The organism is Streptomyces bugieae (genome assembly GCF_036352915.1).
GTDB classification, from domain to species: Bacteria; Actinomycetota; Actinomycetes; order Streptomycetales; family Streptomycetaceae; genus Streptomyces; species Streptomyces endophytica.
This window is the reverse complement of record NZ_JAZBJP010000013.1, coordinates 16,943-43,355: the sequence shown is the minus strand read 5'-3', so window position 1 is coordinate 43,355 and position 26,413 is coordinate 16,943. Positions and strand designations below refer to the sequence as shown.

General features: G+C 74.2%; 24 protein-coding genes. 12 read left to right on the top strand and 12 right to left on the bottom strand.

Annotated elements, in window-relative coordinates; all coding sequences use genetic code 11:
* Nucleotides 1-58 precede the first annotated feature (58 nt).
* The 3 genes from V2J85_RS21110 to V2J85_RS21100 all read left to right on the top strand — a co-directional run bounded on the left by V2J85_RS21110 (nt 59) and on the right by V2J85_RS21100 (nt 2,889).
* Nucleotides 59-925 (top strand): class I SAM-dependent methyltransferase, encoded by an 867-nt coding sequence (locus tag V2J85_RS21110; RefSeq protein WP_330822450.1) that lies wholly within the window; start codon nt 59-61, stop codon nt 923-925.
* The gene (locus tag V2J85_RS21105) at nt 922-1,992 is read left to right on the top strand and encodes a prenyltransferase/squalene oxidase repeat-containing protein (protein WP_261951807.1); all 1,071 of its coding nucleotides are present in this window, start codon (nt 922-924) and stop codon (nt 1,990-1,992) included. The genes V2J85_RS21110 and V2J85_RS21105 overlap by 4 nt, the downstream gene beginning before the upstream one ends.
* 78 nt (nt 1,993-2,070) lie before the next feature.
* Entirely contained in the window at nt 2,071-2,889 is an 819-nt protein-coding gene (locus V2J85_RS21100) for a maleylpyruvate isomerase family mycothiol-dependent enzyme (RefSeq protein WP_261951808.1), read from the top strand.
* Between the two features lie 17 nt (nt 2,890-2,906).
* On the opposite strand, the gene V2J85_RS21095 is transcribed toward V2J85_RS21100, so the two are convergent.
* From V2J85_RS21095 to V2J85_RS21080, 4 genes are all read right to left on the bottom strand, one after another.
* A complete protein-coding gene (locus V2J85_RS21095) occupies nt 2,907-3,917 on the bottom strand; it encodes an LLM class F420-dependent oxidoreductase (RefSeq protein ID WP_330822449.1) in 1,011 nt (336 codons plus the stop codon).
* Nucleotides 3,918-4,088: 171 nt separating this feature from the next.
* Nucleotides 4,089-4,937: a DUF5336 domain-containing protein gene (locus tag V2J85_RS21090; RefSeq protein WP_261951810.1), complete on the bottom strand. Its 849-nt coding sequence runs from the start codon at nt 4,935-4,937 to the stop codon at nt 4,089-4,091.
* A 168-nt stretch (nt 4,938-5,105) separates the two neighbouring features.
* The gene (locus V2J85_RS21085; RefSeq protein WP_330822448.1) at nt 5,106-6,038 is read right to left on the bottom strand and encodes an N-acetylmuramoyl-L-alanine amidase; all 933 of its coding nucleotides are present in this window, start codon (nt 6,036-6,038) and stop codon (nt 5,106-5,108) included.
* 27 nt (nt 6,039-6,065) lie between these two features.
* The gene (locus tag V2J85_RS21080) at nt 6,066-6,731 is read right to left on the bottom strand and encodes a class I SAM-dependent methyltransferase (RefSeq protein ID WP_330822447.1); all 666 of its coding nucleotides are present in this window, start codon (nt 6,729-6,731) and stop codon (nt 6,066-6,068) included.
* A gap of 362 nt (nt 6,732-7,093) precedes the next feature.
* On the opposite strand from V2J85_RS21080, the gene V2J85_RS21075 reads away from it, so the two are divergent.
* The 3 genes from V2J85_RS21075 to V2J85_RS21065 all read left to right on the top strand — a co-directional run bounded on the left by V2J85_RS21075 (nt 7,094) and on the right by V2J85_RS21065 (nt 12,264).
* Nucleotides 7,094-9,289: an acyl-CoA dehydrogenase family protein gene (locus tag V2J85_RS21075; RefSeq protein WP_330822446.1), complete on the top strand. Its 2,196-nt coding sequence runs from the start codon at nt 7,094-7,096 to the stop codon at nt 9,287-9,289.
* A 76-nt stretch (nt 9,290-9,365) separates the two neighbouring features.
* Nucleotides 9,366-10,559: a lipid-transfer protein gene (locus V2J85_RS21070; RefSeq protein ID WP_261951814.1), complete on the top strand. Its 1,194-nt coding sequence runs from the start codon at nt 9,366-9,368 to the stop codon at nt 10,557-10,559.
* Nucleotides 10,560-10,815: 256 nt separating this feature from the next.
* A complete protein-coding gene (locus V2J85_RS21065) occupies nt 10,816-12,264 on the top strand; it encodes an MFS transporter (protein ID WP_330822445.1) in 1,449 nt (482 codons plus the stop codon).
* 28 nt (nt 12,265-12,292) lie between these two features.
* Here the strand turns inward: V2J85_RS21065 and V2J85_RS21060 are convergent, their stop codons facing one another.
* The 4 genes from V2J85_RS21060 to V2J85_RS21045 are packed head-to-tail and all read right to left on the bottom strand — an operon-like array spanning nt 12,293 to nt 16,043.
* A complete protein-coding gene (locus V2J85_RS21060) occupies nt 12,293-12,898 on the bottom strand; it encodes a response regulator transcription factor (RefSeq protein WP_261951816.1) in 606 nt (201 codons plus the stop codon).
* Nucleotides 12,895-14,283: a sensor histidine kinase gene (locus V2J85_RS21055; RefSeq protein ID WP_261951817.1), complete on the bottom strand. Its 1,389-nt coding sequence runs from the start codon at nt 14,281-14,283 to the stop codon at nt 12,895-12,897. Before V2J85_RS21055 ends, V2J85_RS21060 begins: the two co-directional genes overlap by 4 nt.
* 6 nt (nt 14,284-14,289) lie before the next feature.
* On the bottom strand, nt 14,290-15,018 hold the full coding sequence (locus V2J85_RS21050) for an ABC transporter permease (protein WP_330822444.1): 729 nt from the start codon (nt 15,016-15,018) through the stop codon (nt 14,290-14,292).
* The gene (locus tag V2J85_RS21045; RefSeq protein ID WP_419836816.1) at nt 15,018-16,043 is read right to left on the bottom strand and encodes an ABC transporter ATP-binding protein; all 1,026 of its coding nucleotides are present in this window, start codon (nt 16,041-16,043) and stop codon (nt 15,018-15,020) included. Before V2J85_RS21045 ends, V2J85_RS21050 begins: the two co-directional genes overlap by 1 nt.
* 436 nt (nt 16,044-16,479) lie before the next feature.
* Here V2J85_RS21045 and V2J85_RS21040 point away from each other — a divergent pair, with 436 nt between their 5' ends.
* From V2J85_RS21040 to V2J85_RS21030, 3 genes are all read left to right on the top strand, one after another.
* A complete protein-coding gene (locus tag V2J85_RS21040) occupies nt 16,480-17,355 on the top strand; it encodes a MaoC/PaaZ C-terminal domain-containing protein (RefSeq protein ID WP_261951819.1) in 876 nt (291 codons plus the stop codon).
* Between the two features lie 152 nt (nt 17,356-17,507).
* Nucleotides 17,508-18,584, top strand: a complete 1,077-nt coding sequence (locus V2J85_RS21035) for a Zn-dependent alcohol dehydrogenase (protein WP_261951820.1) — start codon at nt 17,508-17,510, stop codon at nt 18,582-18,584.
* 116 nt (nt 18,585-18,700) lie between these two features.
* Nucleotides 18,701-19,645 (top strand): 3-oxoacyl-ACP reductase, encoded by a 945-nt coding sequence (locus V2J85_RS21030; protein WP_330822443.1) that lies wholly within the window; start codon nt 18,701-18,703, stop codon nt 19,643-19,645.
* Between the two features lie 83 nt (nt 19,646-19,728).
* Here the strand turns inward: V2J85_RS21030 and V2J85_RS21025 are convergent, their stop codons facing one another.
* Both V2J85_RS21025 and V2J85_RS21020 read right to left on the bottom strand, forming a co-directional pair.
* On the bottom strand, nt 19,729-19,896 hold the full coding sequence (locus V2J85_RS21025; RefSeq protein WP_261951822.1) for a hypothetical protein: 168 nt from the start codon (nt 19,894-19,896) through the stop codon (nt 19,729-19,731).
* 161 nt (nt 19,897-20,057) lie between these two features.
* Nucleotides 20,058-21,440 carry a hypothetical protein gene (locus tag V2J85_RS21020; protein ID WP_330822442.1) on the bottom strand — a complete coding sequence of 461 codons (1,383 nt, stop codon included), beginning with the start codon at nt 21,438-21,440 and terminating at the stop codon, nt 20,058-20,060.
* 364 nt (nt 21,441-21,804) lie between these two features.
* Here V2J85_RS21020 and V2J85_RS21015 point away from each other — a divergent pair, with 364 nt between their 5' ends.
* From V2J85_RS21015 to V2J85_RS21005, 3 genes are read left to right on the top strand one after another with little or no spacing between them, the layout of a single operon-like run.
* A complete protein-coding gene (locus V2J85_RS21015; protein WP_330822441.1) occupies nt 21,805-22,683 on the top strand; it encodes a Nif3-like dinuclear metal center hexameric protein in 879 nt (292 codons plus the stop codon).
* Complete coding sequence (locus V2J85_RS21010) at nt 22,680-23,423, top strand: zinc ribbon domain-containing protein (protein WP_261957148.1); 744 nt, start codon at nt 22,680-22,682, stop codon at nt 23,421-23,423. The genes V2J85_RS21015 and V2J85_RS21010 overlap by 4 nt, the downstream gene beginning before the upstream one ends.
* A 3-nt stretch (nt 23,424-23,426) precedes the next feature.
* Nucleotides 23,427-24,629, top strand: a complete 1,203-nt coding sequence (locus V2J85_RS21005; RefSeq protein ID WP_261951825.1) for a bifunctional RNase H/acid phosphatase — start codon at nt 23,427-23,429, stop codon at nt 24,627-24,629.
* A gap of 137 nt (nt 24,630-24,766) precedes the next feature.
* Here V2J85_RS21005 and eda read toward each other — a convergent pair whose 3' ends face one another.
* On the bottom strand, nt 24,767-25,456 hold the full coding sequence (eda, locus tag V2J85_RS21000) for a bifunctional 4-hydroxy-2-oxoglutarate aldolase/2-dehydro-3-deoxy-phosphogluconate aldolase (protein ID WP_330822440.1): 690 nt from the start codon (nt 25,454-25,456) through the stop codon (nt 24,767-24,769).
* Nucleotides 25,457-25,532: 76 nt separating this feature from the next.
* Nucleotides 25,533-26,330, bottom strand: a complete 798-nt coding sequence (yaaA, locus tag V2J85_RS20995) for a peroxide stress protein YaaA (RefSeq protein ID WP_330822439.1) — start codon at nt 26,328-26,330, stop codon at nt 25,533-25,535.
* Nucleotides 26,331-26,413: the final 83 nt, after the last annotated feature.

Below are 26,413 nucleotides of genomic sequence, written 5' to 3'. Positions count from 1 at the left end.
GGCGCCCCGCCGCCGTTTCGCACCACCGCCACCCACCGCCGGACGAAAGCAGAACGCCGTGCTGACCGTCGACTTCTCCCGATTCCCGCTCGCTCCCGGCGACCGCGTGCTCGACCTGGGCTGCGGCGCCGGCCGGCACGCCTTCGAGTGTTACCGGCGCGGCGCGCAGGTCGTCGCCCTCGACCAGAACGGCGACGAGATCCGCGAGGTCGCCAAGTGGTTCGCCGCGATGAAGGAGGCCGGCGAGGCCCCGGCCGGCGCGTCCGCCACCGCCATGGAGGGTGACGCGCTGGCCCTGCCGTTCCCCGACGACAGCTTCGACGTCGTCATCATCTCCGAGGTCATGGAGCACATCCCCGACGACAAGGGCGTGCTCGCCGAGATGGTGCGGGTGCTGCGCCCCGGCGGCCGGATCGCCGTCACCGTGCCGCGCTACGGCCCGGAGAAGATCTGCTGGGCGCTCAGCGACGCCTACCACGAGGTCGAGGGCGGCCACATCCGCATCTACCGCGGCGACGAACTCCTCGGCAAGATGCGGGAGGCCGGCCTGGAGCCGTACGGCACGCACCACGCCCACGGCCTGCACAGCCCGTACTGGTGGCTCAAGTGCGCCTTCGGGGTGGACAACGACAAGGCGCTGCCGGTGCAGGCGTACCACAAGCTGCTGGTCTGGGACATCATGAAGAAGCCGCTGGCCACCCGGCTCGCCGAGCGGGCCCTGAACCCGGTCATCGGCAAGAGCTTCGTCGTCTACGCCACCAAGCCGCACCTGCCGCAGGCGCCCGTCGCCGACGAGGCGGGCGCGCCCGCCGAGGCCCCGGAGCCGGCCGCCCGGCCCGCCGCCCGCGCCCGGAAGACCGCCACGTCCTCCGCCAAGGCCTCCACCAAGTCCGCTGCCAAGTCCTCCGCCGGGGCCGCCAAGTGACGAGTCCCGGGCGTACCGAACGGCTCGTCCTGCCGGGGGTGCTCACCGCCGAAGAGGCCGCCCGCACGGTCGAGGGCATCCTCGCGACCCAGCGCGCGGACGGCGCCATCCCGTGGTTCCGGGGCCACCACCTCGACCCGTGGGACCACACCGAGGCCGCCATGGCCCTGGACGCGGCCGGCGAACACGAGCGCGCCGAGGCCGCGTACGACTGGCTGGTACGGCACCAGAACCCGGACGGCTCCTGGTACGCGGCCTACGCCGACGGGGACGCCGAGGCGCCCACCGACCGCGGCCGGGAGACCAACTTCTGCGCCTACATCGCGGTCGGCGTCTGGCACCACTACCTGTCCACCGGCGACGAGGCCTTCCTCGACCGGATGTGGCCCGCGGTCCACGCCGCGATCGAGTACGTCCTCGAACTGCAGCAGCCCGGTGGGGAGATCGGCTGGAAGCGCGAGGACGACGGCACCCCGGTCCGCGACGCGCTGCTGACCGGCTCGTCCTCCATCTACCAGGCGCTGCGCTGCGCGCTGGCGCTCGCCGAGCAGCGCGAGGAGCCGCAGCCGGACTGGGAGTTGGCGGCCGGCCGGCTCGGTCACGCGATACGCAGCCATCCCGAGCGGTTCCTGGACAAGGCCCGCTACTCCATGGACTGGTACTACCCGATCCTCGGCGGCGCGGTCCGCGGCCAGGCGGCCCGGGACCGGATCGACGCCGACTGGGACCGCTTCGTGGTGCCCGGCCTGGGCGTGCGCTGCGTCCTGCCCAACCCCTGGGTCACCGGCGGCGAGAGCGCGGAACTGGCGCTCGCGCTGTGGGCGATGGGGGAGTCGGAGCGGGCCGTGCAGATCCTCAAGTGGATCCAGCACCTGCGCGCCGAGGACGGCATGTACTGGACCGGCTACGTCTTCGACGACGACGCGATCTGGCCGCGCGAACGCACCTCCTGGACGGCCGGTTCGCTGCTGCTCGCGGTGGCGGCCGTGGGCGGCGACGAGGCGACCACCACGGTCTTCGGCGCCGAGCGGCTGCCGTCGGGACTGGAGCCGGACTGCTGCCGGTAGGGGCTGTCGCACGGGTATCCGGGACGGGCCGCGTGGAGAAGGGGGCGGGGCGGGGTGCGGCGCACTAGTGTGCGCCGTATGACCCACTCCGTGCCCCTTCAGGGCTCCCTCAGTCATGACGCCTACTGTTCCCAACTCCTGGACGAGACCGGCCGGTTGCGGGAGATCGTGCGCAGCGCCGACCTCTCCGTGACCGTGCCGACCTGTCCCGACTGGACGCTGGCCGATCTCGCCCGGCACGTGGGTGGTGCGCACCGCTGGGCCGGCACGCTCGTCGCCACCCGCGCGGAGAAGGCCATCGGGCCCGACGAGGTGCCGGGCGCGGCCGGGCCCGAGGGGGAGGACGCCGCGGCCCTGGACGCCTGGCTCGCGGAGGGCGCGGAGCGGACCGTGGCGGCGCTGCGCGAGGCCGGGCCGGACGCCGAGGTGTGGACCTGGGCGCCGCCGGTGCAGCGGGCCGGCTTCTGGGCCCGCCGGATGACCCACGAGACGGTCGTGCACCGCGTCGACGCCGCGCTCGCCGCCGGCGTCCCCTTCGACGTGCCGCAGGAGGTGGCCGCCGACTGCATCGAGGAGTGGCTGCAGTTGTGCGAACTGCCGGAGGCCGCCGAGCGGTTCGCGGCGCACGGCGTGCAGCCCTTCGGGCCCGGCCGCACCCTCCACCTGCACGCCACGGACACCCCGGACGGGCTGAACGCCGAGTGGCTGCTCGACCTCACCGGCGACCGGTTCACCCACCGCCGCGCCCACGAGAAGGCGGCGGTCGCCCTGCGCGGCCCGCTCACCGACGTACTGTGCGTCCTCTACCGCCGGCTGCCCGCCGACAGCGACCGGGTCGAGGTGCTCGGCGACCGGGCGCTGCTCGACACGTGGCTGACCTACGCCTCGTTCGAGTGAGCGGCGCGCGCCGGGCGTCAGGAGTTCAGCTCGGCCAGCACCCGTAGTGTCCGCGGGTCCGGCGCGGTGACCAGCAGGTCGGTGACCGGGCCCGCACGCCACGACTCCAGCCGCTCGGCGATCCGTTCGCGCGGGCCGACCAGGGAGATCTCGTCGGCGAAGGCGTCCGGCACGGCGCGCACCGCCTCCTCCTTGCGGCCCTCCAGGAAGAGCTGCTGGATGCGGCGGGCCTCGTCCGGGTATCCCATACGGGCCATCAGATCGGCGTGGAAGTTCCGGGCCGCGTGTCCCATGCCCCCGATGTAGAAGCCGAGCATCGCCTTGACCGGCCACAGCCCCTCGGCGATGTCGTCACAGACCACCGCGCGGGCCATCGGCGCGATGCGGAACCCCGCGGGCGCGCCGGCCAGCGACTCCTGGTGGACGCCGGTGCGCCGCGGCGACCAGTACAGCGGCAGCCAGCCGTCCGCGATCCGGGTGGTCTGGGCGATGTTCTTGGGCCCCTCCGCGCCGAGCAGGACCGGCACCGAGGCGCGCAGCGGATGGGTGATGGGCTTGAGCGGTTTGCCCAGACCGGTGCCGTCCGGGCCGCGGTAGGGGAGCGGATGGAACAGCCCGTCGGACACCACCGGCCCTTCCCGGCGCAGGACTTGGCGGACCACGTCCACGTACTCGCGGGTGGCGGTCAGCGGGCTCTTCGGGAACGGCCGCCCGTACCAGCCCTCGACGACCTGCGGCCCGGACAGCCCCAGGCCCAGCAGCAGCCGCCCGCCGGAGAGGTGATCGAGGGTGAGGGCGTGCATCGCGGTCGCGGTGGGCGTGCGGGCGGCCATCTGGGCGATGCCGGTACCGAGCCGGATGCGGGAGGTGTGCGCGGCGATCCAGGTGAGGGCGGTGAACGCGTCCGAGCCCCAGGCCTCCGCGGTCCACACCGAGTCGTAGCCCAGGCGCTCGGCCTCGCGGGCGAGTTCGAGGTGCCGGGGGTCCGGGCCGCGGCCCCAGTAGCCCAGTGCCAGACCGAGTCGCATGGCGACCGCCTCTCTCCGTACGGACCGTACCGAGCCTCACCGCGCTGGCTGACGAACCGTCAGTTCGCGGTCGTGCGGCGCACTGTACGGCCGGTGCGCGGGCAGCGCAACGGCCCCCCGCCGGAGGGCGGGGGGCCGTGGAAGGACCGCTGGGGGACGGCGGGCGGCGGATCAGCCGCGCTGGATGCCGGTGGTGTCCTGCAGGACGCCGCGGCGGCCGTCCTGGGTCTGCGCGATCAGGGCCTGGCCGCGCTGCTCCACCGCCAGGTACCAGGTGCCGGGCGCGAGTTCGGCGATCGGCGACGGCGCGCCGTCCTCGCCGTACAGCGGGCGGGCGACCGGGACCGCGAACCAGAACGGGGCGAAGTCCGCGGCGTTGCCGGCCGCGGGGGTCGCGCCCGCCGGACCGCCGGCCGTGGCGTCGGCCGCCGGCTGACCGGGCGTCTGGCCGGTCTGCTGCTGGCCGCCCGGGCCCGGGTAGCCGTAGCCCTGGCCCGCCGCCTGCTGCTGGGCGCCGGGGTAGCCGTAACCCGGGTTGGGGCCCGCGCCGTAGGGGGCGGCCGGCGGCTTGGGCGCGCCGATCAGCTCCGCCTTCAGTGCCGGGACGAGCGGACCGGCGACCGCGCCGCCGGCCAGCGCCAGCGCGGCGATCAGACCCACGATCAGGCCGGCGCCCGCGCTGTTGGCGTCGATGATGTCCCAGAACGCCGTCCACGCCGCGAAGATGGTCAGCGCCACGCCGAACTGGCCGAGGTCCAGACCGGCGATCTTGCGCGGCTGCGGCAGCGCGCGGCTGAGGATGATGACCGCCGCGCCGATCACGCCGGCCAGGTACACGCTCATGAGCACGGACACGGAGCTCCAGGCATTGGGGCTGCTGTAGTCCTGCGCCTCGCAGTACTTGGCGAACGGGCCGGTGCAGTCCGGGGCGCCGGCGAGGCTGAGGAACGAGGCGATGAACAGCAACACCGCTGCTCCGATCACCACGCCGTCGCCTCTAGTGAGGGAGCGGATGTTCACGTAAGGGTCCTTTGTCTCTTTCGTGGGCTGTTCGTCGCTGTCGCGGTGCGCGCGGTGCGAGGCACGGCGGTGACCACCCATCGTAAAGGGGAACCTATCGCCGAATCCGGCGGGTCGGCCTGTTGGTTTCGATGCGTTATCGGCCGCGGTCGCGGACGTCGTACGCGGTCAGCGGGTCAGGAAGTCCGTAATGCCCTCGGTGATCCCGCGGGCCGCTTTTTGCCGCCACCCGCCGTCGGTCAATTGCGCGGCGTCCTTGGCGTCGCGCATATTGCCGCACTCGATGAACACCTTCGGCACCGTGGAGAGGTTGAGTCCGCCGAGATCGCCGCGGACGTCCAGGCCGGTGCCGTCGCCGATGTAATTGGAACGAGCGCTTCCGGTTACCGCCCGGAAGCGGTCGGCCAGCCGCTCGCCGAGCTGCCGCGACGGACCGGTGATCGCCGCGGTGTCCGCCGGCCCGGCGGACACCCTCGCGGGCAGGATGACGTGGAAGCCGCGGTTGCCGGCGGCCGAGCCGTCGGCGTGGATGGAGACCGCGGCATCCGCGTGCGCCTTGTTGCCGATCGCCGCGCGCTCGTCCACACACGGCCCGTACGACCGGTCGCCGTCCTGGGTGAGGACGACCTTGGCGCCCTGGTCCTCCAGGAGGGTGCGGACCCGGCGGGCCACGTCCAGGGTGAAGGACGCCTCCGGGTAGCCGTCGTTGGTGGCGGTGCCGGTGGTGTCGCACCCCTTGCGCGCGGTGCCGATGTTCACCAGCCGGGCGATCTGCCCGGTGTGCCGGCTGTTGTGCGGGTTGTGCCCGGGGTCGATCACCACGGTCCGGCCCTTGAGGCTGCCGTGCGGATCGCCCTTGCCGCCCGGCCGGTGGGTGCCCCCGTGGTCCGTGCTCCGGTCCGGCCCGCCGCCGGCCCCGGTGCCGCCGCCCGCCGTCCGGCCGGGCGCCGGTGAGCCGCCGCGGGCCGTCGGGCCGCCGTGGCCGCCCGCCTGCCGCCAGAACAGCCAGCCGCCGACGGCCACCAGGGCCACGGCGGCCAGCACCAGGAGTACGGTGCCGCGCCGGCGGCGGGGCGGGGGGAAGGTACTGCCGTTCGACATCTCCGCGATGGTAGCCCGCGGCCCGGATCAGCTGCCGGGGCCGGTACGCCGCAGGACGCGCAGCGTCCCCTCCACCGCGACCTCGGTGAACGCCCCGGAGGCCAGCGCGCGCAGGTAGATCCGGTACGGCGCCTGGCCGGTGAACTCGTCCTCGGGGTGCGGGTGCACGTCGTGGATGACCAGCAGCCCGTCCGGCGCCACGTGCGGCGCCCAGCCCTCGTAGTCGGCGGTGGCGTGCTCGTCGGTGTGCCCGCCGTCGATGAAGACCAGCCCCACCGGCCGCCCCCATACGGCCGCGACCTGCGGGGAGCGGCCCACGACGGCGATCACGTGGTCCTCCAGCCCGGCCGCGTGCAGGGTCCGGCGGAACGTCGGCAGGGTGTCCATCCGGCCGACCTCGGGGTCCACCACGGACGGGTCGTGGTAGTCCCAGCCGGGCTGCTGCTCCTCGCTGCCCCGGTGGTGGTCCACGGTGACGGCCGTCACCCCGGCGGCCCGGGCCGCGGCCGCGAGCAGCAGGGTGGACCGGCCGCAGTACGTGCCGACCTCCACCAGCGGCAGCCCCAGCCGCGCCGCCCCGGCCGCCGCCGCGTACAGCGCGAGCCCCTCGTCCACGGGCATGAAGCCCTTCGCCGCCTCGAACGCGGCGAGGATCTCCGGCTGCGGGGCGGTCGGCGCCGTGGGAGCGGACATGGCTTCCTCCTGGTGGTGCGGTCAAAGGCTCATCGTGCCGTACGGGCCGGGGGTGGCCGTGCGGGGGTTCGCATTTCGTGCGGCTTTCCGGCCGGCCGGGCGGCGCGGGGGAGTCGCGCCGGCGGATTCCCGGCCGTTCCCACCGGTTTATCGCCGGACGTTTCCCGGATGTCCGGAAACGGGAAAGGCGCGGGCCGGAAACCGGCGGGCGGGCAAATGGCATTCCGTACCGGAATTCACCGGACCGTTTCCCGTCCGCCGCCGGACCGTTCCCCGCGGGGCACTCGCCGCCGTCCGCCGGGCGGAACATTCCGGCTCATCTGACCTTCCGTCAGAATGGAACGTGTTCTAGTCTGCCCCGCATGGGCATCGGAATCACACCGGACCACCGCGACCTGGCCGAGGCAGTGGGCGGCTGGGCCCGCCGGGCCGTGCCACCCGAAGAGGTCCGCACCCTCCTCGACACCACACCCGCCCGCACCGGACGCCCCGCCCACTGGGACGGCCTCGCCGCACAGGGCCTGCTCGGCCTCCACCTCCCCGAGGCCGACGGCGGGGGCGGCGGCGACCTGCTCGACCTCGCCGTGGTCCTCGAAGAACTGGGCCGCGCCGCACTCCCCGGCCCCTACCTGCCCACCGTCCTCGCCGCCGCGCTGCTCCACCGAGGAGGCGCGCACCGGCACCTCGTACGGGCCCTCGCCACCGGCGAGCTGATCGGCGCGGTGGCGCTCGGCCCCGGCACGCTCACCGCCACCGGCACACCCGACGGCTACCTCCTCGACGGCACCGCGCCCCCGGTCCTCGCCGGGGCCGACGCCGACCTCCTCGTGCTCGCCGCACGGACCGCGACCGGGACCGTCCACCTCGCCGTCGACGCCGCGGCGCTGACCGTACGCGTCCAGGGGAGCGCCGACCCGACCCGCCCGGTCGCCGAAGTCGGCGCGGACGGCGTGCCGGTGCCCGCGGACCGGCTGGTGGCCGTCGACGACGCGCTCGTCCGCGACCTGGCCGGGGTGCTGTACGCCGCCGAGAGCTGCGGGACGGCGGCCTGGGCCCTCGCCACCGCCACCGAACACGCCCGGGTCCGCGAGCAGTTCGGCCGCCCCATCGGCCAGTTCCAGGCCGTCAAACACCTCTGCGCCGACATGCTCGTCCGCTGCGAACAGGCCCGCGCCCTGGTCTGGGACGCGGCCCGCGCCCACCGCGAGCCGCCCGAGGTCCGCGGCCTGGTCGCCGCCCTCGCCACCGCCACCGCCCTCGACGCCGCCTTCAGCTGCGCCAAGGACTGCATCCAGATCCTCGGCGGCATCGGCTTCACCTGGGAACACGACGCCCATCTGCACCTGCGCCGGGCGACCGCGGCCCGCCAGCTGCTCGGCGCCGGCGACACCCACCGGCTGCGCGCCGCCGCCCTCGCCGCCGGCGGCGCCCGGCGCCCGCTGAGCCTCGAACTCCCCGCCGGGGCCGAGCAGTTCCGCACCGCGGCCCGCGAGGTCATCGACCGGGTGCGCGGCCTGGACCCCGCCGCCGTACGCCGCGAACTGGCCCCCACCGGATACGCCGCACCGCATCTCCCGCCGCCCTACGGCCTGGGCGCCGGACCGGTCCAGCAGCTGGCCGTCCAGCAGGAACTGGCCGCCGCCCGGGTCACCGTCAGCGACCTGGGCATCGCCACCTGGGTCGTGCCCTCCCTGCTCGCCCACGGAACCCCCGAACAGCAGCAGCGCTACCTGATGCCGTCGCTGCGCGGGGAGATGCTGTGGTGCCAGCTGTTCTCCGAACCGGAGGCCGGATCGGACCTGGCCGGCCTGCGCACCCGCGCCGAGCGGGTGGACGGCCCCGACGGCCCCGGCTGGCGGATCAACGGGCAGAAGGTGTGGACCTCGGCCGCCCAGTGGGCCGACCACGGCATCCTGCTCGCCCGCACCGACCCGGACGCGCCCAAGCACCAGGGCCTGACCTTCTTCGTCGTCGACATGAAGACACCCGGGATCGACGTCCGGCCGCTGAAGGAGATCACCGGCGAGGCGCTCTTCAACGAGGTCTACTTCGACGACGTGCTGCTGCCGGCCGACGCGGTGGTCGGCGCGACCGGCAACGGCTGGAAGGTGGCCCGCACCACCCTGGACAACGAACGCGTCCACATGGCCGACCAGTTGACCTTCGACACCGGACTGGCCGCGCTCCTCGACCGCACCGCCGGCCTCGACGGCTCCGTACGGGCCCGGGTGGGCGCCCTGGCCGCCGAGGCGCACGCCCTTGCCTGCCTCACGCTGCGCACCACGCTCCAGCAGGTCTCCGGCCTCGAACCGGGCGCCGGCGCCAGCATCCGCAAGCTGGCGCAGACCCCGCACCAGCAGAAGGTCGCCGAACTGGCGCTGGAACTGCTCGGCCCGGACGGCGCGGTGCGCGAGGGCGCCGGTGAACGCGCCCTGCACGGCTTCCTGATGTCGCGCTGTCTGACCATCGCCGGCGGCACCACCCAGGTGCAGCGGAACGTGGTCGCCGAGCGGCTGCTCGGCCTGCCCCGCGACCCCGAGCCCCGCCCCCTCATCTGACCCCGGCACACATCCGCCCCCCAGCACACGTCCGCCCCCCCCGCACGGCGCCCGGTGACCCACCAGGAGGACCTCCATGTCAGGCACGGCGTACCTCATCGGCGTAGGGATGACGCACTTCGAGAAGCCCGAGACCCGCGAATGGCAGTACTGGGACATGGCCAAGGAGGCGGGCGAGGCCGCGCTCGCGGACGCCGGGATCGGCTACGACGCCGTCGAGCAGGTCCCGGTCGGCTACTGCCACCAGCCGTCCACGGCCGGTCAGCGCGCCGCCTACGAGCTGGGCCTGACCGGGGTCCCCGTCTACAACGTCAACAACAACTGCGCGACCGGCTCGACGGCGCTGATGATGGCCCGCCAGTTCGTCGCCTCGGGCCTCAACGACTGCGTGCTGGCGCTGGGCTTCGAGAAGATGAAGCGCGGTGCGCTGGGCGGCGGCGCGGCGGGAGGTGATTTCGCCGCTTCCCCGGTCGCCCGCCACTACGGCGTCATGGCGGCCGCGCACGGTTTCGACCGGACCCCGCCCACCGCCCAGATCTTCGGCAACGCGGCCCGCGAGCACATGGAAAGGTACGGCACCACGGCCGAGCAACTGGCCGCGGTCGGCGCGAAGAACCACCGGCATTCCGCGCACAACCCCCGCGCCCAGTTCCGGGACGTCCACACCGTCGAGGAGGTGCTGGCCGCCAAGGTCATCCACCGTCCGCTGACCAAGCTCCAGTGTTCCCCGACGTCCGACGGCGCGGCCGCGGTGGTGGTCGCCTCCGAGCGGTTCGTCCGGGCGCACGAACTGGCCGACCGGGCGGTGGAGATCGTCGCCCAGGCGATGACCACCGACACCGAGGAGAGCTTCGCCGCCGGCTCCTGCATCGACGTCGTCGGCAAGCCGATGTCGCGGGCCGCGGCCCGGCAGGTCTACGAGGCGTCCGGGCTCGGCATCGAGGACGTGGACGTCATCGAGCTGCACGACTGCTTCTCGATCAACGAGTTGCTGACGTACGAGGCGCTGGGCATGTGCGCGGACGGCGAGTCGGGGAAGCTGGTCGCCGACGGGGCCACCACGTACGGCGGCCGCTGGGTGGTCAACCCGTCCGGCGGCCTGATCTCGAAGGGCCACCCCCTGGGCGCGACCGGCCTCGCCCAGGCCGCCGAACTCGTCTGGCAACTCCGCGGCACGGCCGGCGCCCGGCAGGTCCCCGGCGCCCGCGTGGGCCTGGCCCACAACATCGGCCTGGGCGGCGCGGCGGTGGTGACGCTGCTGCGGAGGTGAGGCCGGGCGGCCACGCGACCTTCCGTCCGCGCGCCCGTCGGTAACGCGTTAACTCCCGCCCCGAAGCGGGTAGTTGGCCCTTCGGGGGCCCTTGCGACCCTTAGGGGACCGCCACCCCCAACCCCTACGGACCCGCCCCCGCCCCGCCCCGCCTTTCGACGTGTGCGCCCCCGCCCTCCGCCCTCCGACCTAGGACCCCGGTCAGGTGGCGTATGCACCGATATCCCGATGCGGGGGGTGCGGGGTCGATGCGAGCATGGTCCGCATGCCCCCGATAGCCGAGTCCGCCACCCTGCCCACGACCTCCCGCCGGAGCGCCGCACCGGCCTGGCTGGTGATGCTGCTGGTCTGCGCCGGACAGTTCCTGGTCGTGCTGGACGTCTCCGTGGTGAACGTGGCGCTGCCCGCCGTACGGACCGGTCTGGGGCTGAGCGAGCTGGGCCTGCAGTGGATCGTCAACGCGTACGTGATCACCTTCGCCGGCTTCATGCTGCTCGGCGGTCGGGCCGCCGACCTCTTCGGCCGTAAGCGGATCTTCGTCGTCGGGCTGGCGCTGTTCACCCTGGCGAGCCTGGGCGGCGGACTGGCCCAGCAGCCCTGGCAGTTGATCGCGGCCCGTACGGTCCAGGGCGTCGGCGCCGCCGTGCTCTCGCCGGCCACCCTCACCATCCTCACCACGTCGTTCCCGGCCGGCCCGGCCCGTACCCGCGCGATCGCCACCTGGACGGCGGTCGGTGCCGGCGGCGGCGCGGTGGGCGGTCTGGTCGGCGGGGTGCTCACCGAGTACCTGTCGTGGCGCTGGGTGCTGCTGATCAACGTGCCGGTCGGGGCGCTGGTGCTGACCGGTGCGGTGCTGTGGCTCACCGAGAGCCGGCAGGGCGCGGCCCGACGGCTCGACGTGCCCGGTGCGCTGCTGGTGACCGGCGGGCTGGGGCTGGTCGCGTACGGGATCGTGCAGACCGAGACGGACGGCTGGGCGTCGGCGTCCGCGCTGGTGCCGCTGGCCGCCGGGCTGCTCGTGATCGCCGCCTTCCTCGCCGTCGAGGCGCGGGCCAAGGCGCCGCTGATGCCGCTGGGGCTGTTCCGGCTGCGCTCGGTGTCCTCGGCGAACGCGGCGATGGTGCTGGCCGGCGCCGCGATGTTCTCGATGTGGTACTTCCTGTCGCTCTACGTCCAGAACGTGCTCGGCTACCGACCGCTGCAGGCGGGGCTCTCCTTCATCCCGCACTCGCTGTCCATCGTCCTGGGCTCCAAGATCGGGCCGCGGCTGATGAACCGGCTGGGCGCCAAGACCCTGGCCGTCACCGGCGCGGTGATCTCCGCGTCCGGCATGGTCTGGCAGGGCACGATGGACGTCCACGGAACCTACCTCGGCACGATCCTCGGCCCCGGCATCCTGATGGCGCTGGGCGCCGGCCTGACCGCGACGCCGGTCGCCGCCATCGCCACCTCCGGCGCCGACCCGGCCGACCAGGGCCTGGTCTCCGGCCTGATCAACACCTCCCGGCAGATGGGCGGCGCCCTGGGCCTGTCGATCCTGTCCACCGTCGCCGCCTCCCGCATCGAGGCGGGCCACGGCGCGAAGGCGGCGCTGGCCGACGGCTACGGGCTGGCCTTCCAGGTCGGCTCGGGAGTGCTGCTGGGCAGCATCCTGCTGATGCTGCTCGCCCTGCCGCGGCGCCGCGCGGACGTGGCCACCGGCTAGGGGCGAGCGGCCGTCCCCGGGCGCCGGGCTACAGCCACCCGTTCTGCCGCGCCGCCCGTACCGCCTCCATACGGTTGCGGGTCCCGGTCTTGCCGATCGCCGCGGAGAGGTAGTTGCGGACCGTGGCCTGGGAGAGGTGGAGCTTGCCGGCGATGTCGGAGACGGTGGCGCCGTCCACCGCGGCGGTCAGCACGTCCCGCTCGCGCTGGGTCAGCGGATTGGGCCCGGCGCTGAGCGCCGCCGCGGCCAGCCCGGGGTCGATCACCCGCTCCCCGGCGAGGACCCGGCGGATCGCCGCCGCCAGGTCCTCCACCGGGCCGTCCTTCACCAGGAAGCCGGACGCCCCGGCCTCCATGGCGCGGCGCAGATAGCCGGGCCGCCCGAAGGTCGTGACGATCAGGACCTTGCACGACGGCAGCGCGTCGCGCAGATCGGCCGCGGCGTCCAGCCCGCTGCGCCCGGGGAGTTCGATGTCCAGGAGGGCGATGTCGGGACGGGCCTCCAACGCGGCCGGAACGATCCGGTCGCCCGCCGCGACCTGCGCCACGACCTGCATGTCCTCTTCCAGGTCGAGCAGCAGCGCCAGCGCGCCCCGCATCATCCCCTGGTCCTCCGCGAGCAGGACCTTGATCACCTGGTCAGCCCTTCCCTCTCCGTCTCCGTCATCTCCCCCGTGCCGACCGGGAGTTCGGCGGTCACCCGGAAGCCGCGCCGGCCGTCGGGGCCGCTGCTCAGTGTGCCGCCGGCCGCTGCCAGCCGTTCGGCCAGGCCCTTCAGACCGGTGCCGCCGACCGGGCCCGGAGCTCCGGGCGACGCGGCGGCACCGTCCGCGGGGGCCGTACCGGCGGCGTCAGCGTCGCGCCCGGGGACGCGGTCGCGGAACCAGGTGCGGCCGGCCGCCGGGGCCGCACCGGAGCTTACGGGACCCCGGCCGTCGTCCGTGATCGTCAGCCGGACCCGCTCCTCGTCGGCGTGCACCGCGATCTCGCAGCGGGTGGCGCCGCTGTGCCGGAGCGCGTTGGTCACGCCCTCGCGGACCACCCAGCCCAGCAGCGCACCCGCCTGCGGGGGCAGTGGCGGCCCGGCCTGCCGGACGACGGCTTCGATGCCGGCCGCCTCCAGCGCCGAACGGGCCCGGTCCAGTTCGGTGCTGAGGCTGCCCTCGCGGTAACCGGTGACCGCCTCGCGGATCTCGGTCAGCGCCTGCCGGCCGACCGCCTCGATGTCCGCGGCCTGGGTGAGCGCCGCGTCCAGATCGCGCGGCGCCAGCCGGCGCACCGCCTCGGCCTTGACCACGACCAGGGACATCGTGTGCCCCAGCAGATCGTGCAGGTCGCGGGAGAAGCGCAGCCGCTCCTTCTCCACGGCGCTGCGGGCCAGTTCCTGCCGGGTGGCCTTCAGTTCCTGGATGGTGTCGAACAGGCTGAGCACCGTGGACGTCACCATGCCGGAGAGGAACGTGCCGTAGCCGACGCCGAACGAGTCGCCGGGGTCGCCGGCCTGCCAGCCGGACAGGAACCCGGCCGTACCGCTGAGCGTGATCAGCCACACCGCGAGCTTCTTGCCGCGCAGCGCGCGGACCGTGCCGGAGGCCAGCGACAGCAGCGGGAAGAACAGGAACCAGCTGCCGCCGAACCCGAGCGCGATGGCGAACGTGACCGCGGTGAGCGCGCCCAGGGCGACGACCGGGTAGCGGGTGTCGCGCAGCCGCGGGCTGAAGGCCGACAGGATGACGGTGAGGTAGAGGGAGTTGAAGGCGAGCAGTCCGAGCCCGGCCAGCCAGGGGTTGCCGGTCTTGCCCTGCACGATGTTGGAGAAGGCGCCCAGCCCCATCAGCAGCCAGGGCAGGAAGCTGTATTTGCCCGGGCCCCTGTCGAGCTTCCTGCCGCGCCGCCCGGCCGCACACGACGTGCCGTCGCCGCCGGCCGCCCCGTCCGTCCCCGTCGCCCCGCCGGGCGTCCGGCCGGCGGGGTCCTGCTCTGTGGTCTGCTGCACCGTCGTTTCCCAGATCTGCGCCATCGCCGGTCACACCGTCCGTGCGGCCCGGCGGTACGCGTACACCGCGTAGGTGCCGAAGACTGCCAGCCAGGCGGCCAGCACCGCCACTGCGGCGAGGCTCGGTGCGCCGCCCTCGGTGACGCTCCGGCCGAGTTCGGCGAAGCGGTTGCCGGGCGTCCAGGCCGACAGGGCGCGCAGCCAGCCGGGAAACAGCTCGGCCGGGAACCACAGTCCGCCGACGATCGACAGCAGCAGCATGCAGCCGGTGTTGACCACACCGGTGGACTGCGCCGAGAGGCGGTAGCCGTTGCCCAGCCCGAGCAGGGTGAACGGGGCGGTGCCGAGCCACAGCAGGCCCGCCAGCGCGGCCCACTGCCAGGCCGGCATCCGGACGCCGTTGACCAGCGCGCCCACCAGCAGCACCGCGACGATGGCCGGCAGCACCGTCACCGACCCGGTCAGTCCGCGGCCCACCACGGCCCGCAGCGGCCCCATCGGGGTGATCCGCAGCTGCCGCAGCCAGCCCAGTTGCTTGTCCTCGGCGACGCCGGTGCCGGTGCCGATCGCCGCGCCCAGCGCGCCGTACGCGGCCATCCCGACCATCGAGGCGGTCTTCCAGCCCATGTCGGCGCCGCCGGGGCCGGCGCCGATGTTGGTCATCAGGACGTACATCAGCACCGGCATCCCGATGCCGAAGATCACGAAGCCGCGGTCGCGCAGCGTGCGGCGGACTTCGAGACGGAGGTAGCCGAGCATCACGCGGTCTCCTTCAGGGCGTCGTGGTTCGGGGCGTGGGGGCTCAGGGCGTCGGGGTTCGCGCCGTCGGGGGAGGTGAGGGTGAGGAAGGCGTCCTCCAGGCTGGCGGCGGTGACCTCCAGGCCGCGGACCAGGCCCAGTCCGGCCAGCGCCAGGACGGTGGCGTCGGAGTCCGCCGTCCGCAGCAGGGCGCGGTCGCCGCGGACCTCCACGCTGTGCACGCCGGGCAGTGTGGACAGCGGCGCGGTCGGCGCGCCCGCGAGGTCGAAGGAGACCAGCGACCCGCCGGCCCGCCGCTTGATCGCCTCGCCGCTGCCGTCGGCGACCACCCGGCCCCGGTCGATCACCACGATCCGGTCGGCGTGGTCGTCGGCCTCCTCCAGGTAGTGGGTGGAGAAGACGATGGTGTTGCCGCGCCGGGCGTAGGCCCGCATCGCGCGCCAGAACGTCCGGCGGGCCTCCACGTCCAGGGCCGCGGTCGGCTCGTCGAGGACCAGCAGGTCGGGGTTGCCGGCCAGCGCCACCGCGAACCGGACGCGCTGGGCCTGGCCGCCGGAGAGCCGGTCCACCCGCCGCCCGGCGAACTCGGCCAGGCCCGCCAGCTCCAGCGCCTCGGCGACGTCCATCGGTCGCGGGTAGGTGGCGGCCACGAAGCCGACCAGTTCGCGGACGGTGACCCGGGGGATGGCCTTGCCGTCCTGCAGCATCGCCCCGACCCGGCCGGCCCGTACGGCGGTCTCCGGCTCGCCGCCGAACAGCCGTACCGTGCCCGAGGAGGGCGGCAGCAGCCCCAGCAGCATGTTCAGGGTGGTGGACTTGCCGGCGCCGTTGCGGCCGAGCAGCGCCACCGTCTCGCCGGCGGCGATCCGCAGGTCGATGCCGTCCACGGCCCGCACCGCGCCGTAACTCCGGGTGACGCCGGAGAACGCCACGGCCGTCCCGTCGCCGCCCCGCCCCACCGGACTCACCTGCGCCGTCTGCCGTGCCCTGCCCGGTGTCGTCTCCGGTGTCGTCCCCGGTGTCATGTCCGCCCCCTTCGGTCGTTTCCTGTCCATGACGTTACGGAGCGTGGGCGGGCCGGGGCAGGGGCGAATGTGGGTGATGCCCCCTGACAAATGTCATGGGTGCGGACCGCGGCCGCGACGCGTTTCTGACATACCGTCAGGGGGCTTCCCGGTGTCGGGCGGATCGGCTATACATGAAGGCCATCGGCTAGAACGCGTTCTAGAAGTTGGCGGGTGTCCTGTGCGGCACGGCCGACCGGCGCGCGTTCCGCGCCTGGCGGGTGTCCCGTGCGGCACGGCCGACCGGCGCGGTCCGCGCCTGGCGGCTGTCCCGTGCGGCACCGCCGGCCCGCGCGGTCCGCGCCGACCAGTGACGACCCCGGCCGGGCCGACGGTGCGGACGGCCGGGCCGGGGTCTTCCCATGAACTCCACCGTGGTGAAGGAGCAACCGCCCCCATGCCCATCGACGTCACCAAGGCCACCGCCGCCGAACCGCGGACCACCGAACTCGCCTGGGACCACAAGGACGTCCAGCTCTACCACCTCGGCATCGGCGCCGGCGCGGCCACCCCGGAGAAGCCGCAGGCCGCCACCGACCCGGACGAACTGCGCTACACCCTGGAGAGCGCGCTGCACGTCCTGCCCAGCTTCGCCACCGTCGCCGGCGGCGGGATGGCGCTGGCCGGCGGACTCTCCGCCCCCGGCATCGACGTCGACCTCGCCGCCGTCCTGCACGGCGGGCAGACCGTCACCGTGCACCGCCCGCTGCCGGTGCGCGGCCGTGCCACCCAGACCTCGACCGTCCCGGCCGTGTACGACAAGGGCAAGGCCGCCGTCATCGTGCTGCGCTCCGAAGTCGGGGACGACGACGGGCCGTTGTGGACCTGCGACACCCAGATCTTCGTCCGCGGCGAGGGCGGCTTCGGCGGCGACCGCGGCCCGTCCGCCCGCCTCGAACTTCCCGACCGCGCCCCCGACCTGACCACCGAGCGGCAGATCCGTGCCGACCAGGCGCTGCTCTACCGCCTCTCCGGCGACTGGAACCCGCTGCACGCCGACCCCGAATTCGCGGGGCTCGCCGGCTTCGACCGGCCGATCCTGCACGGGCTGTGCACCTACGGGGTCACGCTCAAGGCGGTCGTCGACACCCTGCTGGACGGGGACGTCTCCCGGGTCCGGTCGTACACCACGCGCTTCGCCGGGGTGGTCTTCCCGGGCGAGGCACTGCGCATCCGGCTCTGGCGCGAGCCCGGCCGGATCCAGGTGTCGGTGACGGCGCCCGAGCGGGACGAGGCGGCGGTGCTGGCGGACACCGTCGTCGAGCACGGCTAGCCACCGCTCGGCCGGCGCTCCTTTGTCGCTTTGTCGCCTCCGAGCGGCAGTCTCCGAGCGGCAGTCTCCGAGCGGTGGTCGCGGAGTTGTCGCCTCCGATTGATGTCTCCGATTGATGCGTCCGAGTTGTCGTCTCCGAGGGGAGCCGTGAGATGCGCGCAGCCGTACAGCACGAGACCGGGCAGGACAAGCTGGAGGTCCTCGACGACGTCGAGGCGGTGGGGTTCGGGCCCGGCAAGGTCAGGATCCGCATCCGGGCGACCGGACTGTGCCACTCCGACCTCTCGGCGATGAACGGGGTGCTGCCGCAGCCCGTGCCCTTCGTCCCCGGCCACGAGGGCGCCGGGGAGGTCGTCGACGTCGGCGACGGCGTCACCGGCCTGGCGGCGGGCGACCGGGTGCTGATGTGCTGGCTGCCCGCCTGCGGCAGCTGTCCGTCCTGCAAACGCGGCCAGACCCACCTCTGCCTGGCCGGGTTCATGAACGCCGGCACGCCCAACTTCCGGCGCCCCGGCGGGGACGTCTTCGGGTTCGCCGGCACCGGCACCTTCGCCGAGGAGGTCGTGGTCGCCGCCAACTGCGCGGTCCCCATCCCGGACGACGTCCCGTACGAGATCGCCGCGCTGATCGGCTGCGGCGTCACCACCGGGCTCGGCGCGGCCCTCAACACGGCGCGGGTGGCGCCCGGTTCCTCGGTCGCGGTCATCGGCTGCGGCGGCGTCGGGATCTCCGTCATCCAGGGCGCGCGGGTCTGCGGCGCGGCCCGGATCGTCGCCGTCGACCCGGTGCCCGCCCGGCGCGAGGCGGCCCTGCGCTTCGGCGCCACCGACGCCGTCGCCCCGGAGGAACTCGACGGCGCCAAGGCCGAGATCACCGGCGGCGAGGGCTTCGACTACGTCTTCGAGGTGGTCGGCAGGTCCGCCACCGCCCGCACCGCGTACGAGACGACCCGGCGCGGCGGCACCCTGTGCGTGGTCGGCGCCGGCGCCATGGACGACACCTTCCAGGTCAACATGTTCGAGCTGTTCTTCGACGAGAAGCGGATCCTGCCGTCCCTCTACGGCGGCGGGGACGTCCTGCGCTCCTACGAGCGGGCCATCGCCCTGTGGCGGGCCGGCCGGATCGACCTCGAAGGGCTGATCACCCACCGCGTCCGGCTCCCGGAGATCAACGACGCCCTCGACCAGATGCGGTCCGGGACGGCACTGCGCACCTGCATAGAGATCTGACCGGCGGACAACGGGACGGAGAGCCGCCCCACCGAGACCGAGAGGCCGCACGAAGACCAAGAGCCGCCACACCAAGACCGAGGACCGCACGAAGACCGAGAGGACGGGAACGCCAGATGGCACAGCCACTTGAGGGCCTGACCGCGATCGTCACCGGGGCCGGCCGCGGACTGGGCCGCGCCGAGGCCCTCGAACTCGCCCGGCTCGGCGCGCGGGTCGTGGTCAACGACTACGGGCAATCGGGCCGCGATGGATCGGGCGCCGCCTCCGCGGGCCCCGCGGAGGACGTCGCCGCCGAGATCCGCGCGGCGGGCGGCACGGCGGTGGCCCACGTCGGTGACGTCGCCGACCACCAACAGGCCGGCGAACTCGTCCAGTTGGCGATCGACACCTACGGCCGGCTCGACATCCTCGTCAACAACGCGGGCATCCTCCGGGACCGGATGGTGTTCTCGATGACCGAGGACGAATGGGACACGGTCATCCGGGTGCACCTCAAGGGCCACTTCAACACCACCCGCTTCGCCGCGGCCCACTGGCGCGAGCGGTCCAAGGCGGCCGGCGGCCCGGTGCACGGCAGGATCATCAACACCTCCTCGGAGGCGTTCCTCGCCGGCTCGGCCGGCCAGCCCAACTACGCCGCCGCCAAGGGGGGCATCGTCGGCCTCACCACCTCCACGGCGCTGGCGCTGGCCAAATACGGCGTGACCGCCAACGCGATCTGCCCACGCGCCCGCACCCGGATGACCGAGGACGTCTTCGCCGGCTTCGGGGTACCGTCCGACGGCCGGCTCGACCCGCTGGCCCCCGAGCACGTCGCACCGCTCGTCGGCTACCTGGCTTCACCGGCCGCGGCCCGGGTCAACGGCCAGCTGCTGGTCGTCCACGGCGGCATGGTCGCGATCGCCGAACGCCCCCGGATCGCCGCCAAGTTCGACACCGCGAAGGAGGCCTTCACCTTCGAGGAGCTGGACGAGCTGCTGACGCCCCACTACGCACAGCGCCCGCCGCACGAGACGTTCGCGGCGGGCGAGGTGCTGGCTCTCAAACACGGCTCCTGAGGACAGGGCTCCTGAGGGCACGGCTTCTGGAGCGCGGCTCTCCAGGCGCGCGTCCCGAGGCGTGGCCCCGGATCCCCTGGGACTTACGCGCCCTGCGGCTGCTTGTCCCGGCGGTGCCGGCCGTGCGCGGTGGAGTCGGACTCCTCCGCGGCGGCCGGGCCACGGTGCCTGCCGGAGCTTGCAGCCGCGGCGGCCTGGGCGGATGCCTCCTGGGGGCGCGCCTGGGTCGTGTCGGTTCGGGCTTCGGACATGGAAAGAGTCACTCCGTCGGATCGCTTGCTGCTGTACGCGTCGGGACCCCGCCCGACCGCCGTGGGGTCGTACCCCGAGCGGCGTGATCGGTGGCCGGTCAACCGGCTGCGTAGCCCCCACCCGAAAGTTTAACGGGGTGGGAAATCACGCTCCACCGGGCCTAGCGGGCCCCGAGGGGCGCCTGCTGCAGCGGAACTGGCCTGCACATATGGGGATGTGAGAGGGCGCGCCGCGGTTCCGCGTGGGCGGCCTTCGGTTGTGCAGATGATGTGGAGTGGTTGGTGGCATCCCCTGCATCCGGGACAATCCCCCCGCCGCGCACGTCCGCCGCATCCGCCCCCGCCCGTACGGACCCCACCGGCCCCACCGACCCCACCGGACCTGCCGGCCGCACCGGACCCGCTCGCTCCACCGATCCCACCGGCCTGCCTCGCCCCACCGACCCCATCGTCCCGCCTCGCTCCACCGATCCCACTGACCCCACCGAGCTCACCGAGCCCACCGATCCCACCGGCATCCTGGGCTCCACCGGCTCCAGCGGTATGGCCATCCGCGCCAGCCCGCACGGCTCGGCGTCCGTCGCACACGGCAGCAGCAGTTCGCCGTCGGCCGTCCACAGCCCGGTCCCCGCCAGCCACCCCTCCGGTACGGGCAGTTGCCGCAGCCGCCGGCCCCAGGGGCGCCAGATCCCCAGCCGGGTGCCGTGCGCCGCGTCCACCCGGAACGCCACCGCGCAGCTCTCCGGCGCCAGCATCTGCCCCGGCTGCACGGCGAACGGCGTCACCGCGGCATCGGCCGGCCGCAGGCACTCCGGGAACCGCACCGGCAACCTGCTGCCCAGCACGCCCCAGCCCAGCCGGTCGTGGCCCGGCGCGTCCGAGCGGACCAGCAGCAGCCCGCTGTCCGGATCGGCCAGCAGCAGCCGGTCGTTGCTCTCCTCGGTGATCTGCAGCAGCAGCCCGGTCTCGCCGCCCCGCTCCAGGTCGACCAGCACGGTCTTCGTCCGGCCGGCCAGCTCCCGGTCCAGGGCCAGCAGCCGCCCGCCGCGGTCCAGCCACGCGCCGCCCGTACAGCGCCCGGGAATCTCCGCGACCCGCTCGGGCCCGCCCGCGTCGCCGGGCACCCGCCACAGCGCGGTGTGCCCGAACGCGGGGGCCAGGGCGTACGCGTCGGTGCCGCCCGGTGTCGGCGGCAGCAGCGTCAGTTCCTCCGCTTCCACGGTGCCCAGCAGGAGTTCACCGGTCCCGGGGCCGGTCGGGTAGAGCAGCGAGAGGGCGAAGCGGTCGGCGGCCCGGCGCAGGATCAGCACCCGGCCGTCCGCGAGCGGCAGCAGTTCGCTGTCCGGCTCCTCGGGCTGGCTGCCGGGCAGCGGCACCGCGTACGGCTCCGGGCCGCTCAGCGTCCAGCGCTCCGGGAACCAGCTCCGGTCGGCGTCGTCGTGCCGGGCGAGCCGGGCGGCGTACGAGCCGTCGGCGGCGATCGTCAGGGCCGCGCGGTGCGGGCGGGGCGGCGCCGCGGCGTCCTCAGTGGCGCAGATCGTCATGAAGTGGTCACCTCCAGTCGGCAGACCGAAGCTAGTTTTCGCACTTCCGGCCGATCAACGAGAGTTGCGGCACTTCACGCATAAGGGTGGCGGATGTCCGGTTCGCCGGTGCCGGATGGGGCGGTTGTGCTTCACGCTTCAACGGTGAGCTCACTCAGGCCGACCTGACTTCGTCGGCGGAGGCAGCGACCACGGCGCCGGAGCGAAGCCGTACGTCGACGACGGGACCCGGTACCTCGGCCTCGACGTCACCGCGACCGCGTCCTGGACGACCGCGCGGCTTCCTCGTCATATGACCTCCCGCCTGCGCCCGCGCGCGGGCGCAGGCGGTGCGGGTTCCCGCCCGGGAGGTAACCTTCCACCCGTGCCCGTACTGTCTGAAGTCCTCACCGCGCTCGACGCCCTCTGGCCCCCCGAGCGGGCCGAAGGGTGGGACGCCGTCGGTACGGTCTGCGGAGACCCGGACGCCGAGGTCCGCCGCGTGCTGTTCGCCGTCGATCCCGTCCAGGAGATCGCCGACGAGGCGGTACGGCTCGGCGCCGACCTGCTCGTCACCCACCACCCGCTCTACCTGCGCGGGACGACGACGGTCGCGGCCTCGACGTTCAAGGGCAAGGTCGTGCACACGCTCATCAAGCACGACATCGCCCTGCACGTCGCGCACACCAACGCCGACACCGCCGACCCCGGCGTCTCCGACGCCCTGGCGGGCGCCCTGGACCTGCGCGTCCTCGGCCCCCTGGTGCCGGACCCGAGCGACCCGGCGGGCCGCCGCGGCCTGGGCCGGATCTGCGAGCTGACGCACCCGATGACCCTGGCCGAGTTCGCCTCGTACGCGGCCGCGCACCTGCCGGCCACCGCGCAGGGCATCCGGGCGGCCGGCGACCCGGACCGCGAGATCTGCACCGTCGCGGTCTCCGGCGGCTCCGGCGACAGCCTCTTCGACGACGTCCGGGCGGCCGGTGTGGATGCCTTCCTCACCGCCGACCTGCGCCATCACCCGGCGTCCGAGGCCACCCAGACCACCGGACGGACCAGCCCGCCGGCGCTGCTCGACGCGGCCCACTGGGCCACCGAATGGCCGTGGTGCGAGCAGGCCGCGGCCCAGCTCGACGCGGTCTCCGACCGGCACGACTGGGGACTGCGCACGCACGTCTCCCGTACGGTCACCGACCCCTGGACCGCCCACGCGGCGTCCACCCCGATCTTCACCCCGACGCACACCACAGGAGCCCCCCGCTGAACGCCGCGCCCGCCGACCAGATCCGCCTCCTCGACGTCCAGGCCCTCGACGTCCGGCTCACCCAGCTCGCGCACCGGCTCAAGAACCTCCCCGAGCTGGCCGAGCTGCAGACCCTGGAGGCCGACCTCACCCAGCAGCGCGACCTGCTCGTCGCCGCGCAGACCGAGGAGAGCGACACCAGCCGCGAGCAGACCAAGGCCGAGCAGGACGTGGACCAGGTGCGCCAGCGCGCCGCCCGCGACCAGAAGCGGCTGGACTCCGGCGCCGTCACCTCCCCCAAGGACCTGGAGAACCTCCAGCACGAGATCGCCTCGCTCGCCAAGCGCCAGGGCGACCTGGAGGACGTCGTCCTGGAGGTCATGGAGCGCCGCGAGGCCGCCCAGGAGCGGGTCGCCGAGCTGACCTCCCGGGTCGAGGCCATCCAGGCCAAGGTCGACGACGCCGTCGCCCGCCGCAACGCCGCCAGCAGCGAGATCGACGCCGAGGCCGCCGCGGTCACCAAGGAGCGCGAGCTGACCGTCGCCGACATCCCGGCCGACCTGCTGAAGCTCTACGACCGCATCCGCGCCAAGGAGGGCGGCGTCGGCGCGGCCCGCCTCTACCAGCGCCGCTGCGAGGGCTGCCGCCTGGAGCTGAACATCACCGAGCTGAACGACGTCCGGGCGGCCGCCCGCGACGCCGTCGTGCGCTGCGAGAACTGCGGCCGGATCCTGGTCCGCACGCCGGACTCGGGCCTGTAGGCCGTGCCGCGCACGCTGATCGTCGAGGCGGACGGCGGGTCCCGGGGCAACCCGGGGCCGGCCGGCTACGGCGCGGTCGTCCTCGACCCGGAAACGGGCGAGGCGCTCGCCGAGGCCGCCGAGTTCATCGGCACCGCGACCAACAACGTCGCCGAGTACAAGGGCCTGGTGGCCGGGCTGCGGGCCGCGCACGCGCTGGACCCGGAGGCCCGTATCCAGGTCCGGATGGACTCCAAGCTGGTCGTGGAGCAGATGTCCGGGCGCTGGCAGATCAAGCACCCGGACATGAAGCCGCTGGCCGCCGAGGCCAGGTCGGTCTTCCCGGCCGACCGGGTCAGCTACGAGTGGATCCCGCGCGCCAAGAACAAGCACGCCGACCGGCTCGCCAACGAGGCGATGGACGCCGGGAAGATCGGCAAGCAGTGGGAGCCGCGGGACTCCCGGGCGGCGCTGGCCACCGCCACCGCACCCGCCCGCAGCGCCGCCGCCCGGGCCGCCGACGAGGCCGCCGAACGCGCGGAGCAGGCCGCGGCCCCCGAGGCGGCGGCCGCCCCGCCGGTCGGCTGGGGCGCCCCGGACCTCGGCGTCCCCGCCACGTTCGTCCTGCTGCGGCACGGCGAGACGGCGCTGACGCCCGAGAAGCGGTTCTCCGGCAGCGGCGGCACCGACCCCGAACTCTCCGCCGTTGGCCACCGCCAGGCCGAGGCCACCGCGGCCGCGCTGGCCGCCCGCGGCACGATCCAGGCCGTGGTCAGTTCACCGCTGCGGCGCTGCCGGGAGACCGCCCAGGCGGTCGCCGACCGGCTGGGCCTGGAGGTACGGGTCGAAGAGGGTCTGCGCGAGACCGACTTCGGGGCCTGGGAGGGGCTGACCTTCGCCGAGGTGCGCGAGCGCCACCCCGAGGACCTCGACGCCTGGCTGCACTCCTCGAAGGCGGCGCCCACCGGGGGCGGCGAGTCCTTCGCGTCGGTCGCCCGCCGGGTCGCGGTCACCCGCGACAAGCTGCTGGCCCGGTACGCGGGCAAGACGGTCCTGCTGGTCACCCACGTCACGCCGATCAAGACCCTGGTCCGGCTGGCGCTGGGCGCCCCGCCGGAGTCGTTGTTCCGGATGGAACTCTCCGCCGCCTCGCTGTCCGCGGTCGCGTACTACTCCGACGGCAACGCCTCCCTGCGGCTGCTGAACGAGACGTCGCACCTGCGTTGAACGAGACGTCGCACCTGCGTTGAGCGGGCGTCGCACCTGCGTTGAGCGGGACGTCGCAGGTGTGTTGAGGGGGACGTCGTACCTGCGTTGAGCGAGGCGTCGGACCCGCGCTGAGAGGGGCCGGGCGGTCCTGAGGGTCAGTCGCGGAGTGCCGCCGCCTCGTGGGCCAGCCGCTCGACGCGCGACCAGTCCTTGGCGGCCAGCGCGTCGGCCGGCAGCATCCACGTCCCGCCCACGCAGCCGACGTTGGGCAGCGCGAGGTACCCGGGCGCGGACGCCAGGGTGATCCCGCCGGTCGGGCAGAAACGGGCCTGCGGCAGCGGGGCGGCCAGCGACGTCAGATAGGCCGTCCCGCCCGCCGCCTCCGCCGGGAAGAACTTCAGCTCGGTGACGCCCTCGTCCAGCAGGGTCACCACCTCCGAGGCCGTCGAGACACCCGGCAGGAAGGGCAGACCGGAGTCCCGCAGCGCGCCCAGCAGCCGCGGCGACCAGCCGGGGCTGACCAGGAAACGGGCGCCGGCCGCGCGGGCCGCGGCGACCTGGCCGGGGTCGAGCAGCGTGCCCGCGCCGACCACCGCGTCCGGGACCTCGTCGGCGATCGCCCGGATGGCGCCCAGCGCGGCGGGCGTCCGCAGGGTCACCTCGATCGCCGGCAGCCCACCGGCGACCAGCGCCCGGGCGAGCGGTACCGCGTCGGCGGCCTCGTCCAGCGCGACGACCGGGATGACCGGGGCGAGCCCGAGGACCGACGGGACCGAGAGACCGGGGGCGGACGCGGGGCCGGGGGCGGAAGCGGGGGAGGAGGCGGCGCTAGTCACGCCGCCCATACTGCGCGCCGCACCCACTCTGCGCAACGACCGTTGCACAGGGTGCAATGCACTGCCTCGGTGCCGGTCCTGGGCCCTAGAGCTCCGTGACGATCACATCGAGCGCCCACGGCTTGCCGCCCTTCGCCGGGGCCTGGGCCTCCACCGCGTAACCCAGGTCGCCCAGGGCCTCGACCAGCTCCGCCGGGCCCTGCGGCGTACGGCCCGCCGACAGCAGGTCGCGGACCAGCCGGCCCTTGGTCGCCTTGTTGAAGTGGCTGACGACCGTGCGCTTCTCCACGCCGTTCACGGTCTTCGACTGGAGCACCCGCACCGTCGCGGTCCGCCCGGCCACCTCGCCCTTGGGCTTCCACGCCGTCGCGTACGCCGCCGACCGCAGGTCCAGCACCAGGCCGGTCCCGGCCGCCGCAGGCAGGACCTCCGCCATCGGCGCCCGCCAGTACGCGCCGAGCGCGCCGAGCCCCGGCAGCTTCACGCCCATCGAGCAGCGGTACGACGGGATCCGGTCGGTGATGCGGACGGCGCCCCACAGCCCGGAGAAGACCAGCAGCGACCGCTCGGCCGCTTTCCGGGCCGGTCCGTCCAGGGACGCGAGGCCGAGCGCGTCGTAGAGCACGCCGGTGTAGATCTCGCCGGCCGGCCGCGTCCCGGCCGTCCGCAGCCCCGCGTTCTTGGCGATCTCGCCCTTGAGGCCGTCGCTGAGCCCGAGCACCTCCTGGGCCTTGATCTCGTCCGCCGCGCACAGTTCGGTGAGCTCGCCGAGGACCGCCTCACGCGCGGCGGTCAGCCCGGGCAGCGACAGCGCGCCGGTGTCCAGCGGCGCCCCGGCCGCTCCCGGGGCCTTGCCTTCGGACGGCGGCAACAGCACGAGCACGGTGTTCTCCTTCACGGCGGTACGGGCGGGGGTGCGGCCCCCGGAAAGCGTATGGCCTGCGACGCCCGCCCCGGGAACCGCGG